Source organism: Rhodococcus sp. AQ5-07 (genome assembly GCF_009707305.1).
GTDB classification, from domain to species: Bacteria; Actinomycetota; Actinomycetes; order Mycobacteriales; family Mycobacteriaceae; genus Rhodococcus_F; species Rhodococcus_F erythropolis.
Map to the genome: position 1 here is coordinate 1,804,231 of NZ_CP046099.1, position 12,226 is coordinate 1,816,456.

12 protein-coding genes and 2 riboswitches are annotated in these 12,226 nt (G+C 63.0%); of the genes, 1 reads left to right on the plus strand and 11 read right to left on the minus strand.

Annotation, left to right across the window (positions count from 1 at the left end; genetic code table 11):
• Nucleotides 1-18 precede the first annotated feature (18 nt).
• The 11 genes from gcvP to GJB56_RS08425 all read right to left on the minus strand — a co-directional run bounded on the left by gcvP (nt 19) and on the right by GJB56_RS08425 (nt 9,950).
• On the minus strand, nt 19-2,877 hold the full coding sequence (gene gcvP, locus GJB56_RS08375) for an aminomethyl-transferring glycine dehydrogenase (RefSeq protein ID WP_113684308.1): 2,859 nt from the start codon (nt 2,875-2,877) through the stop codon (nt 19-21).
• 53 nt (nt 2,878-2,930) lie between these two features.
• Nucleotides 2,931-3,059, minus strand: a riboswitch (glycine riboswitch).
• A 3-nt stretch (nt 3,060-3,062) separates the two neighbouring features.
• Nucleotides 3,063-3,190, minus strand: a riboswitch (glycine riboswitch).
• Nucleotides 3,191-3,267: 77 nt separating this feature from the next.
• On the minus strand, nt 3,268-3,822 hold the full coding sequence (locus tag GJB56_RS08380) for a MerR family transcriptional regulator (RefSeq protein WP_021344354.1): 555 nt from the start codon (nt 3,820-3,822) through the stop codon (nt 3,268-3,270).
• Between the two features lie 335 nt (nt 3,823-4,157).
• On the minus strand, nt 4,158-4,631 hold the full coding sequence (locus GJB56_RS08385; RefSeq protein WP_003946194.1) for a bifunctional nuclease family protein: 474 nt from the start codon (nt 4,629-4,631) through the stop codon (nt 4,158-4,160).
• A gap of 93 nt (nt 4,632-4,724) precedes the next feature.
• Nucleotides 4,725-5,462 (minus strand): transcriptional regulator FtsR, encoded by a 738-nt coding sequence (gene ftsR / locus GJB56_RS08390; RefSeq protein WP_003946161.1) that lies wholly within the window; start codon nt 5,460-5,462, stop codon nt 4,725-4,727.
• Nucleotides 5,462-5,956 carry a glycogen accumulation regulator GarA gene (gene garA / locus GJB56_RS08395; RefSeq protein WP_113684306.1) on the minus strand — a complete coding sequence of 165 codons (495 nt, stop codon included), beginning with the start codon at nt 5,954-5,956 and terminating at the stop codon, nt 5,462-5,464. Before garA ends, ftsR begins: the two co-directional genes overlap by 1 nt.
• A gap of 211 nt (nt 5,957-6,167) precedes the next feature.
• Entirely contained in the window at nt 6,168-6,572 is a 405-nt protein-coding gene (gene gcvH / locus GJB56_RS08400) for a glycine cleavage system protein GcvH (protein WP_019748557.1), read from the minus strand.
• 44 nt (nt 6,573-6,616) lie between these two features.
• Nucleotides 6,617-7,396, minus strand: coding sequence for a DUF881 domain-containing protein (locus GJB56_RS08405; protein WP_113684305.1), 780 nt, complete (start codon nt 7,394-7,396; stop codon nt 6,617-6,619).
• Between the two features lie 3 nt (nt 7,397-7,399).
• Nucleotides 7,400-7,750, minus strand: a complete 351-nt coding sequence (locus GJB56_RS08410) for a small basic family protein (protein WP_003946178.1) — start codon at nt 7,748-7,750, stop codon at nt 7,400-7,402.
• A gap of 13 nt (nt 7,751-7,763) precedes the next feature.
• Complete coding sequence (locus GJB56_RS08415; protein ID WP_020907836.1) at nt 7,764-8,630, minus strand: DUF881 domain-containing protein; 867 nt, start codon at nt 8,628-8,630, stop codon at nt 7,764-7,766.
• The gene (locus GJB56_RS08420; RefSeq protein ID WP_020969691.1) at nt 8,627-9,226 is read right to left on the minus strand and encodes a CDP-alcohol phosphatidyltransferase family protein; all 600 of its coding nucleotides are present in this window, start codon (nt 9,224-9,226) and stop codon (nt 8,627-8,629) included. The genes GJB56_RS08415 and GJB56_RS08420 overlap by 4 nt, the downstream gene beginning before the upstream one ends.
• A gap of 109 nt (nt 9,227-9,335) precedes the next feature.
• Nucleotides 9,336-9,950, minus strand: a complete 615-nt coding sequence (locus GJB56_RS08425) for an NUDIX hydrolase (RefSeq protein ID WP_020969692.1) — start codon at nt 9,948-9,950, stop codon at nt 9,336-9,338.
• A 139-nt stretch (nt 9,951-10,089) separates the two neighbouring features.
• Between GJB56_RS08425 and GJB56_RS08430 the strand changes: the two genes are divergently transcribed.
• On the plus strand, nt 10,090-12,225 hold the full coding sequence (locus tag GJB56_RS08430) for a bifunctional lysylphosphatidylglycerol flippase/synthetase MprF (protein WP_020969693.1): 2,136 nt from the start codon (nt 10,090-10,092) through the stop codon (nt 12,223-12,225).
• The last annotated feature ends 1 nt before the right edge of the window (nt 12,226 follow it).

Here is a 12,226-nt window from a genome sequence, read left to right on the forward strand (position 1 = left end):
CTCCGGCGGGCACACGCCTTAGTTGCCTGCGAACGCTTCGATCGGCGGGCACGAGCAGACCAGGTTGCGGTCGCCATGTGCACCGTCGATACGACGCACGGACGGCCACACCTTCGGGCGAGCCTTGCCTCGCGGGAAGACGGCGATCTCACGCGAGTACGGGTGATCCCACTGCGCTGCAATGCTTCCGGCAGTGTGGGGAGCACCGCGTAGCGGGTTGTCCTCCACCGTCCACTCGCCGGCGCCGACGCGATCGATTTCGCCGCGAATAGCGATCATCGCCTCGCAGAACTCGTCGATCTCTTCGAGGTTTTCGCTCTCGGTGGGCTCGACCATCAGTGTGCCGACCACGGGGAAGCTCATGGTCGGTGCATGGAAACCGTAGTCGGCCAGACGCTTTGCCACGTCGTCGACGGTGACGCCAGTGTCCTTGGTCAACCCACGGAGGTCGAGGATGCACTCGTGCGCGACCATGCCGTTCTCGCCGGTGTAGAGAACCGGGAAGTACTCGTCGAGTCGACGCGCGATGTAGTTGGCCGACGCGATGGCGGTCAGGCTGGCGCGGCGCAGGCCCTGAGCACCCATCATCCGGATGTAGGTCCAGGTGATGGGCAGGATGGACGCACTGCCGTACGGCGCTGCCGAGATCGTGCCTCTACCACCGAGTTCGGGGGCCATCGGATGTCCGGGCAAGAACGGCGTCAAGTGTGAGCGCACACCGATCGGGCCGACGCCGGGTCCGCCGCCGCCGTGCGGGATGCAGAAGGTCTTGTGCAGATTCAGGTGGCTGACGTCGCCGCCGAATCGGCCCGGACGGGCAAGGCCGACAAGCGCATTGAGGTTGGCCCCGTCGACGTACACCTGTCCACCGGCGTCGTGTACCGCTGCGCAGATGTCGGAGATCTCATGCTCGTAGACACCGTGTGTTGAAGGGTAGGTGATCATGATCGCGGCGAGACGCTCGGCGTGATCGGCGATCTTCGCGCGCAGATCGTCGACGTCGACGTCACCGTTGGGACGGCAGGCGACTACCTCGACGCGCATCCCGGCCATGACGGCGGACGCCGCGTTGGTGCCGTGAGCACTCGACGGGATGAGGCAGGTGTCGCGGTGGTCGTCGCCCCGGCTGAGGTGGTAGTTGCGGATCGCGAGCAGGCCCGCGTACTCCCCCTGGCTGCCGGCGTTGGGTTGCAGGCTGACGTTGTCATAGCCGGTGACCGCGACCAGCCAGTCTTCGAGATCCTTGATGATCTTCAGCAGACCGGGTGCATCCGACGTGGGCGCGAACGGATGGATCGCGTTGAACGCGGGCCAGGTGATGGATTCCATCTCGGCGGTCGCATTGAGCTTCATGGTGCACGAACCCAGCGGGATCATGCTGCGATCGAGGGCGATGTCCTTGTCGGAGAGCGCGCGCAGGTAGCGAAGCATTGCCGTTTCCGTACGGTAACGGGTGAAGGCTTCGTGCTGCAGGTAGTCGGACGTGCGCTCCTGAGCAGCCCGAACCGAGTTGCCCTCGGCTTCGATGGCGACAACAGCATCCTCGATACCGAACGCGTCGAGCACGGCAAGGACGTGGTCGGCGGTGGTGGCCTCGTCGCAGGAGATACCGACATGATCGGCATCGACCAGACGCAAGTTGATCCCGGATTCCTTGGCCGCAGCGACGACGTCGGCTGCCTTGCCCGGAACCTGAGCCAGCACGGTGTCGAAGAACGAATCGTGGACTACGGTCACGCCGCCCTCGCGCAGGCCGTTTGCCAACGCATGTGCGCGGGCAGCGACGCGCAACGCAATCGCCTTGAGCCCCTCGGCGCCGTGGTAACTCGCGTACATCGCAGCGAGGATCGCGAGGAGCACCTGCGCGGTACAGATGTTGGACGTCGCCTTCTCGCGGCGAATGTGCTGCTCACGTGTCTGCAGCGCGAGGCGGTATGCCTTGTCTCCGTCGGCGTCGATGGAGACGCCGACCAAACGGCCGGGCAGCTGACGCGCGTGCTTGGAGTGCACGGCCAGGTAACCGGCGTGCGGTCCGCCGTACCCCATCGGAACACCGAAGCGCTGGGTGGTGCCGAAGCACGCGTCCGCACCGAGTTCACCCGGCGAGGTGATGAGCGTCATCGCAAGAAGGTCGGCGCCGACGGCAACCAGTGCGCCGCGCTCGTGAGCTTCCGCGATGATCGAGGTGTAGTCCACGACGCGTCCCGAAGCGCCCGGGATCTGCGCGATGACACCGAAGAAATCACCCTCGGGCAGTCCGGCAGTGAGATCTGCGGAGACGATCTCGATGCCGAGCGGCTCGGCGCGTGTCTCGATGACGGCGAGGGTCTGCGGGTACAGGTCCGCGTCGACGACAAAGCGTGGGGACTTGCTGCGGTTCGCGCGGCGCAGGAGCGTCATGGCTTCGGCAGCGGCGGTGGCCTCGTCGAGCATCGACGAGTTGGCCAGTTCCATGCCGGAGAGATCGGCGACCATGGTCTGGAAGTTGAGGAGGGCTTCGAGGCGGCCCTGGCTGATCTCCGGCTGATACGGGGTGTACGCGGTGTACCAGGCCGGGTTCTCGATGATGTTGCGCAACAACACCGGCGGCGTCAACGTGTCGAAGTAGCCGAGGCCGATCATCGACGTCGCGACAGTGTTCTGGGCTGCGAGTGCAGTCAGTTCGGCAAGTGCCTCGTGCTCTCCGACCGGAAGCGGCAGAGCGTCGAGTCCGGCCGCGATGCCGTTCGGGGCAGCGTCGAGGATGACGGAGGGAACGGCCTTGGTTGCCAGTTCGTCGAGTGAATCGACCCCGACGAGTTCGAGGATGCGCGCGAGTTCCGCGGCGTTCGGACCGACATGGCGGTCGGCAAATATACGGCTTGCAGCGTCGATCACGACAACTCCCAGACAGATCGGAGGATCAGGACACACACCGAACTGCGGTGCGTTCCTCCCCCTCTGTCGCATGCTCGATTCCCGAGCGCCTGAGAGATTCGGTAGTGATCCGCCGAAGACGGAAGCCACAGCCTTTCCCCGTCGGCGGGTGGGTTGTCCCACCGCTTTCCAGAGGCGTCGGAGCCCGTACGGTCCTTGGTGCCTGAGAGATTGACGGGGAGGTATTGCTCCTTCGGCGCCCTGATCCCGCTCACGACTGGCCTTTGAGACAAAGACAAGTTCGGTGAATCGGTATCCGAGGCTCTCCCGTACGCCGGCGACGCAGGCCCAGTCTAGTTGACCGAAACGCCTACCTGCACCGTGGCATCCTCCAAAGAGATGTGACGTACGTTATCCGGTTTTGCGGCTGGCGCGATTCTTGCGTCGCGAAGCCAACTCGTCTTCCGGGTTGGGATCGCTTTCGCCGCCGTCAGCCCGCTCGGCTGGGAAGTCGGCGATCGTTCCGGTGAGTTCACGCATCGCTCCACTGACGGCGATGCCGAATACGCCCTGACCACCCTGGAGGAGGTCGACGACCTCTTCGGGAGACGTGCATTCGTACACGGTGGTGCCGTCGGAGAACAGGGTGATGTTGGCAAGATCGCGGACGCCGCGCTTACGGAGGTGATCGACGGCAACGCGAATGTTCTGCAGTGAGATGCCGGTGTCGAGCAGACGCTTCACGATCTTCAGAACGAGGATGTCCTTGAAGGAGTACAGACGTTGGCTACCGGATCCGGCAGCGCCGCGGATTGACGGAACAACCAACGACGTCCGTGCCCAGTAGTCGAGTTGGCGGTACGTGATCCCGGCGATCTGGCACGCACTGGGTACTCGATATCCGACGAGGTCGTCGGGGATGGAATCGTCCGGGAACAGGCCTGGCTGCAGCTCTTCGGAAGACATTTCTGCAGTCGGCTCGGCACTATCGGCTATGCCCGTTCCGCGCTTATTCGACTGTTCTTCCACTGCCGTCTCCCTCTCGCTTCGCCATCATGTAACCAACCTGTGCTATCAGCAGTCACGAGAATCCCGTGCCGACCGAACTTTCAGATGTGAATCCAAGGCAGGTAATTCCATGAGTGGACTTACCCAGAGTACGCCTCGATCGACAAGGCGAGAAGATCTCCACCGCACGCAACGGTAAGACCACGAGGGTGCTCGGTCAACGCAACACGCCGACCGAGACTCAACCTCTACTTGAGAGTTGAAGACTAAAGCCTGATTACGGACAAACAGGACTAACCGTCAGTGGCTTTGAAGTCGTCCGGCGAGATGGTGTCAAGGAATTCCTTGAACTTCTCGACCTCGTCTTCACGCTCGTCGGGAATGACCAGACCGGCCTCGGCGAGAACAGCCTCCGACGCGAAGATCGGAACGCCGATGCGCAGGGCCAATGCAATCGAGTCCGACGGACGTGCCGAGACGGTGGTCTGCTCGTCGAAGACGAGATCCGCGTAGAAGGTGCCCTCTTGCAGGTCCACGATCCGCACTTCCTTGAGGCTCCGACCGAATGATTCGATCAAGATCTTGATCAGGTCGTGAGTCAGCGGCCGCGCCGGCTCGACTCCCTGTTGTTCGAGAACAATCGCGGTAGCTTCGGTTTGCCCGATCCAGATCGGCAGGTACCGATCGCCGTCGGACTCTCGCAGCAACAGGACCGGCTGATTCTGAGGCTGCTCGACACGAACTCCGATCACACGCATTTCGCCCATCGAGCTTGCCTCCAACCTGACGTGATCCAGCCGACCGACTCCGATGCGGTCGTACTGAAATTCTATTCGAGTGTGCCCCGCTGATCGAGGAACTCAGCGATCGAGACTTCCCCGAACCGCCGACTTGACCAGACATGTGTGCAAAGTCAGCGACAGCGCAGCCAGTTCCCGGACCATTTCCTCGGCACGATCACGTGCTCCGGCGTCACGACCCTTGGCAACCGGTCCGGCGATCTGGGTCACGAGTCCCGCTTCACGATCAGCAGCCAACTTGAACGCCCGCAGATGACGAACCTCCAAGCCGTACTCGGACATCGCCTTCGCGGTGCGCGCCAGCGTCACGGCGTCCTCGTCGAAGAAGCCCGCTGCGCCGGGAACGACCAAACCGGTGCGGATCAGATCGGTCAGAAACCGATCGTCGATGTCGGCGCGAGCGAGAAGGTCCTGACGACCGACTCGAACTTCGCGATCGACCCGGAACGCCTCGGGTGAGACATCGCCCGTAGCGATCGACAGGACGCGAGCACGACGAGGCGCAGGAACTTCTGCACTCACCGTCGCTGCGCCGCTGTCGATCGCTTCGAGTTGTTCTTTGATCACTTTGAGCGGCAGGTACTGATCGCGTTGAGCGGTCAGCACGAAGCGAAGACGCTCGCAGTCCTCGACAGAGAATCTGCGGTATCCCGACGGTGTCCGTTGTGGGCTGATCAAGCCCTCGGACTCGAGGAAACGGATCTTCGAAATCGTCACGTCGGGAAAATCTGGACGCAACCGATCCAGCACGGAACCAATCGACATTCCGGGCTGGCTCTGCTGCCGCACTGCCGTCATTAGCTACCCGCACCTGCTGACGACTCGCCAACCTGCGAACCGCCGGCACGAGGGCCGGTGAGGAACACCAGACGGAACTTGCCGATCTGAACCTCGTCACCGTTCGCGAGAACTGCCGAATCGACAGGCTCACGGTTGACGTAGGTGCCGTTGAGGCTTCCGACGTCGACGACGTGGAAATCTGCATCTTCCTGACGGAACTCGGCGTGACGACGGCTGACGGTCACGTCGTCGAGGAAGATGTCGCTGTCCGGGTGCCGACCTGCCGACGTCGTCGGCTGATCGAGCAAAAAGCGGGATCCTGCATTCGGTCCCCGCTTGACCACCAGAAGGGCGGCTCCGGCGGGAAGGCCTTCCACGCCCGAAACCGGCTGCTCGGCGGCCGGTGTTGCAGAGGAGGTGTTGTCGAGCTCATTGAGGAAGTCCGCACGGAAAACCGAAGTGGTCTCCGCCGGCGACTCCCCATAGCCCGCGTCGTTACCGTTCTCGCTCACTGTTTCTCCTCCTGGGTCAATCATCCAGATCATGAATCACTGGACTACGCAGTGCACTTTCTTCACGAGCATCTTTCACAGTCACGTTCGATACGGCCCTGCGCCCCGACTCGGCACATGCGTACCTAACGACCGTACCCTGCGCAGACCGCCGCGTGCAGCGAGACAGGCCGCGACACAACACGAGTTGGCCGGTCCACGCGCAGGTTTTCTACTCGGACGTGAGTCCCTTGTATGCCTCCGCGTCCAGCGTTGCCGCGAGTGCGGCGTCGAGTGTGGCCTCGTCGGCGACCTCGAGCTCGACCAACCAACCCGTGTTGTACGGATCGGTGTTGACGAGGTCAGGCTGTCCGTCCAATTCACCGTTAGCTGCAAGAACTTTCGCAGTGAACGGAGCAAAGATGTCGGAGACGCTCTTGGTCGACTCGACCTCACCGAGCGATTCACCGGCGGTCACGTCTTCGTCGACAGCAGGAAGCTGGACGAACACGACGTCACCGAGCTGCGACTGAGCAAAGTCGGTGATACCGACTCGAACTGAGGTCGGGCCGGTCCGCTTCACCCACTCGTGCTCCGCGGTGTAGCGCAGATCGGTAGGTGTATCGAGCTCACTCACAGTGGCTTCCTTTCACAGGCCGTCCGAAAGTCGGACGCAAAAGATCAATTTCCGGGTTGAGCGTATTGGCGTGGATTCAATTGTCGCAAGACGGAGATCGTGACCTGCTGCGATTGGTCGACTGAGGAAGTTCCGCCGTTGCGTGCGACGTTGTCGAAAACGCCTCCGGGAATGTTCAACGCTGCTGCCAACGTCGGTGGATCCCCGATCGCGGTCACAGTGTACGGCTGCTCGATCCGGGTTCCGTCCAATTCGATCTCGCCGCCGCGCCCGCTCACCCACGAGTTCACGCCGATACGAATGGGTTCGCCGTTCGCACCTGCGATCGAGATGGCTTCGGCACCGGCAGCGCGTAGTTCCTGGATGAGATCGAGAATCACTTCGGAGCCGACGCCCCCTGCTGGATCCGTCAGGGTCATCGTCACACCCGGTCCGGTAGCAGGAGCGGTCCCCACCTGAATGGAAAGCGAGGTCAGCCGCCCCCGCGCCTCGTCGAGCGCTGCTCCCGTGTTGCCGCCGGCTTCCAAAGTGGCAAGCGATTCCTGAAGATTCGCGACTTCCTGCCTCAGCGCGGCTTCACGCCGATTCAAGTTGTCGAGAACCACCAGGAGGTCGGCAGGGCGCGCGGCGTCGAGTGAATCTCCGGCCACGGTGCTGCGTACCTGTGTGGCAATCGCGACACCGAGCACACCCAGGAGCACGGCGGCGAGGATCGCGAACACGACGTTCGTGCGATGTTTCGACGGCGAACGCAACTCGTGACGACCTTCACCCGTAGTCGTCACCGGTGGTTCTTCGGGGTCAGTCGTGGCGTGGTCGGACATGGCTCACGCTCCGAACAGTCGTCGTCGCAATGCCGCTGCGTTGCCGAAGATCCGGATACCCAACACGACGACGATTGCCGTCGAGAGTTGAGTACCCACACCCAACTGATCGCCGAGCCAGACGATCAACGACGCGACGAGCACGTTGAAGACGAAGGAGACCACGAACACCTTTGCGTCGAATATCTCGTCCAGATACGCGCGTAGCCCGCCGAAGACGGCGTCGAGTGCCGCAACGACAGCGATCGGAAGATAGGGCTGGATGACGTCGGGCACCTGCGGGCTGAAAACGACGCCCAAGACGATGCCGACGACCAGTGCTGCGAGTCCGTACAGGGCGGAACCGGCCTTCATCGAACTCCTTCTGTCACTTGGGTTCTGTGGGTTCTGTTGCCACCCGGACCGCACGAGGCGTCGCGGGCGGCAGTGTCAACGAGTCGTCCTCGGCCACTGCGAAACCGACTCCGTACAGTTGCGAGACGCTCGACATTCTCACGTAGGCGTCGCTGACGACGAACTCTCGCTGCAGCGCGCGCGTGTCGCCGATCGCCTCGACGCGGTACGGCGAGAAGACAGGTTGGTTGTCGACGAGCATCGCGCCGCCCGCCTGACGGATGGTCACCGTCGGCCCGATTCGCACGCCGCCGACGGCGATTGCCTCCGCTCCGCCAGCCCACAGGGCGTTGACGACGGTCTGCAGATCGCGATCGAGGACAACTGTCTTACCGCCGACGCTGCGCTGGGACGCATCCGAGAGGTTCGGGCGTCCGGCCGGGTCCGTCAACGTCACCACCAGCCCCTCCCCGTGAACAGCTTCGGCTCCTGCGCCGGATTCGACCGCTCGCAATTGATCGAGGACCGCGCTACCTCTGGCATCGCCTTCGAGCGCTACGCCACGGGCGGCGTCGACGTCGCCGCCGAGTGAATCGCGGGACGCGGCCAGCGAATCGATTCGATCCTCCGCGTCACGGACCTTGGCGACCAACTCGCTTCGAACCTCCTCGGTGCCGGTCACCTGCTTGGTGGCCTGAACTGCAGAGACCGTGACGATGAACCCGATCAGCAGTGCACCGAGGGCCAGCCACGGCCCCGTCTTCGAGGATCTGTTCGTCGTGTGCTCGTGTTGGCGTTCGAATGCCGTCGCTTCGTAGCCCGGATCGAGATGTTCGGTCATGAGCGACCGAAGCAGCGACGGTACCGGGTTACGACGGACGTCCTCCCCGGTCGACTTCATCGAGGCACGACCTCGTGCGTTCGCGCAACGTCAACGGCTTTGAGCACGTAGATCGCAGCAGTCCACACGTACAGGACGGTTCCCCAGATCAGGAAAGCGAAACCGAAGGCATGGGTGAACGGTCCGATGGCCCAGTCTCCGTGTCCGGCAAGAATCAAGGGCAGCGCGAACATCAGGAGGAAGGTCGCAGCCTTGCCGAGGTAGATGACCTCGGGCGGCGGCAGTCCACGCCGGCGGTAGATCGGCAGCGTCAACGCGAGTAGAAGATCACGGCCGATCAAAATCGCCGCGACCCACCAGGGAATGAAATCGCGGGCAACGAAGGTGACCAGTGTCGTCACGACGTACAGGCGATCGACCAACGGGTCGAGAAGCGCTCCCAGACGCGAGGTCTGCCCGAGCACCCTGGCCAACTTGCCGTCGAGCCAGTCGGTGAACCCGCTGAGCATCAGCAGCGCCAATGCCCAGCCGTCCGAGTGCGTGACGAGCAGCAGGTAGGCGAACAGCGGCAGAGCGAGTAGACGCACGATACTGAGCACGTTGGGAACAGTGAGAATCCGATCCGTGGGGACCAGTTCTTGTTCGCCAGAGTTCACTGCACACACCTCGCGTCTTTCGATTGCCGTGCGGCCAGCTTTCCACAGCACGACGGACTATTCGCCGAGGCGCCGTAGCCCGAACTGTCCCGAACGTGTCGAGCTGACCTTATCGCCAGGCGAACACCGGCTGCTCGAGGTTGTCGATGCGCGTGTTCCGTCCGTTCAGCACTTCGCGGAACTGATAGATGACGGCTCCGGTCGGCGCATGGATCAGGCTCGTTCGGAAAGGCCATTGGATCACCGGGTTCGGTGATTCCTCGATGGTGACGAATCGCGAGTCCACGTCGAGTTCCTCCGACGTCACGGCATACACCTGGGCCACCTCGTCGGGATTGGGTACCAGTCCCCCGATGTCCTCACCGGACCAGACGACGAACGGTCGGATCACAAATCCCGAACGGGTGACGTAGTCGTCGAGCCGGCCGATGATGTTCGACTCAGGGACGTCGACGCCCAACTCTTCGGACAGCTCCCGAACCGCTGCTTGTTCGGAAGACTCACCCGGGTCGACGCTTCCGCCTGGCAACGCGAACTGACCGGGGTGAGCGCGCATCTTGCTCGGCCGCTTCGTCACCGGGAACACGGGTGTTCCGTCCGCAGTCCGCATGACGACGATGACCACCGACGCCGAGCGCCTTCCGTCCAATTCGACCGACCGAGGTTCGAAAGCGGCAAGTGAGGCGACCAGGTGGTCCCGATTCAGTAAATCTCCGTTCACCATGGCTCGACAGTAGCGCCACGAGACTGAGACCCCCAGCCAGTCTCGTCCATTTTGACCGCTTCGCCTGATTATCGGTCTGTATTCCTGTCATGCTGAACAGGCAGAATCCACCGTGCGGCATGGCGAGAAGAGAACCTCGATGGCTGAGCAGTCCCAGACCCCCACCCCGCAGACCGACCAGAGCGCGCCAGGCGCGCCGAATCGGGCCTCTCGCTTTGCCTCCGACGCGCTGAGCGTCCTGCGGCGCGTGCCGTTCACCTCGATCGTCGTGCTCACCATCACCGTCGTCGGGATCGCGACCGGCGCCTTGTGGAATCACGTCCGTACCTACTCGTGGTTCGACGACATCGCCTACGGAGTCCCTGCCTTGCAGGAAGGTAAGTGGTGGACTCTCGTCACGGGTTGGTTCTTCGGCTTGACGCCGGGTCAGTATGTTTCGATCATCGTCGTTTTTGCCTTCGCGGTCGGCTGGTGCGAGTGGCGCCTGGGAACCAAGAACGCGGCCATCGTCACGATCAGCGGTCAGTTGGCGGGCGAACTGGGTGCATCGCTCCTCCTCTGGGCGGGCAGCCACACCGATTGGGATTGGGCTCGCAACCTCGCCACCCACCGCGACGTCGGTGTCACCACCGCCATCATCGCCGCACTCGCCGCGACCACCGCAACTCTGCGCTCGCCCTGGCGAATGCGAGTGCGCGCCATCCTGTGCGCGTACATCGCGATCGCCTTTCTCTTCGAAGGTCGCCTCGCCGACGTACAGCACCTCATCGCGGTTGCGATCTTCCTTCCGGTCGGCGAAAAGTTCTTCGGCGACGGAGAGCGCGGGTTCATCCCCCGAACGCGACGCGAGATCCGTCTGCTCGGATTCATCGGCCTGCTCCTGATCGGAGTGGTCGAGATCGCCGTGTGGTTGTTCCCCGGCAGTGGACCCTTCGGGCCGACGGAAGCCGAAACCGGTTCGGGCTGGACCGCATTGGTCGACGTGATCATCGTTGCACTGATCGCGGATCAGTTGCGACGAGGTCGCCGCTGGGCCTGGTGGGTTGCCGTGGTGTTCGGCTCTCTGACGGTCTTGGCCACCGCCCTCGTCCTCGGTTCGGTCATCTTCTTCGACTACGAAAGCGCCGGAGCCGTCACGGTCGGTACCGCGCTGCTCTGGCTTCTCGAACTCATCTTGCTGATCAAGGGCCGTCACGCTTTTCACGTGCCGATGCGGCGCAAGATTCGAGGCGGACCGCTGTCCGGGAACGATCCTCGCGCCACTGCTCGGGAACTGCTCAAACAGCACGGCGGCGGAACCATGTCGTGGATGACGACGTGGGACGGCAACAGTTACTACTTCGGCGAGTCGGGTGAGAGCGTCGTTGCATTCCAACGGCATGTCGGTGTCGTCGTAGTGCTGGCCGATCCGATAGCGAGCCCCGACCGACTTGCCGCGGCGGTCGACGAATTCACGACGATGTCCGAAGCCAACGGCCTCACTCCCTGCTTGTTCTCCGTAGGGAAGGAAACAGCCGATGCCGCCACACGGCGCGGGTGGCGCACCGTTCAGGTCGCCGAGGACACGATCGTCGACCTGCCGGAATTGCAGTTCACCGGAAAGTCCTGGCAGGACATCCGCTCGGCGCTCAACAAGGCCAAGAAGGACGACATCACCTTCCGGATGACAACACTGGCAGACGAGCCGTTTTCCGTCTTGGCTCAAGTGCGCGCTATATCCGAGGAATGGGTGGGCGACAAGGGACTCCCCGAGATGGGGTTCACCCTCGGCAGCGTCGAGGAGGCGCTCGATCGCGACGTCCGGGTCGGTTTGGCCGTCGACCCGACGGGAAGTATTCACGGCGTCACCTCGTGGTTGCCGGTGTACGGCGAAGGCGGCGTGGTCCGGGGTTGGACGCTCGACGTCATGCGTCGACGCCCGGACGGCTTCCGGCCGGTGGTCGAGTTCCTCATCGCATCGTCGGCCCTCGAATTCAAAGAACAAGGTGCCCAATTCGTCTCACTGTCCGGCGCGCCGCTGGCCCGCAGCGACGACGGCGCCGACGCCGCATCGATGGACCGCCTGCTCGACATGCTCGGAGCCGCGATGGAACCGCTCTACGGCTTCCGGTCTCTTCACGCATTCAAGAAGAAGTTCAAGCCGAGATACGAACCCGTTTTCCTGTGTTTCCGCGACGAGGCCGACCTGCCTCGAATCGGAATCGCGCTCACGCGTGCTTACCTTCCGGACGCGACAGCTCCTCAGCTGATCAAGCTCGCCACCAGCAAGAGCTGAC

Bases quoted from the DNA above. Each gene is read 5' to 3' on its own strand.
- GJB56_RS08380 (WP_021344354.1), bottom strand. From the start codon at position 3,822: ATGTCTTCCGAAGAGCTGCAGCCAGGCCTGTTCCCGGACGATTCCATC.
- GJB56_RS08385 (WP_003946194.1), bottom strand. From the start codon at position 4,631: ATGGGCGAAATGCGTGTGATCGGAGTTCGTGTCGAGCAGCCTCAGAAT.
- ftsR (WP_003946161.1), bottom strand. From the start codon at position 5,462: ATGACGGCAGTGCGGCAGCAGAGCCAGCCCGGAATGTCGATTGGTTCC.
- GJB56_RS08405 (WP_113684305.1), bottom strand. From the start codon at position 7,396: ATGTCCGACCACGCCACGACTGACCCCGAAGAACCACCGGTGACGACT.
- GJB56_RS08410 (WP_003946178.1), bottom strand. From the start codon at position 7,750: ATGAAGGCCGGTTCCGCCCTGTACGGACTCGCAGCACTGGTCGTCGGC.
- GJB56_RS08415 (WP_020907836.1), bottom strand. From the start codon at position 8,630: ATGAAGTCGACCGGGGAGGACGTCCGTCGTAACCCGGTACCGTCGCTG.
- GJB56_RS08425 (WP_020969692.1), bottom strand. From the start codon at position 9,950: ATGGTGAACGGAGATTTACTGAATCGGGACCACCTGGTCGCCTCACTT.
- GJB56_RS08430 (WP_020969693.1), top strand. From the start codon at position 10,090: ATGGCTGAGCAGTCCCAGACCCCCACCCCGCAGACCGACCAGAGCGCG.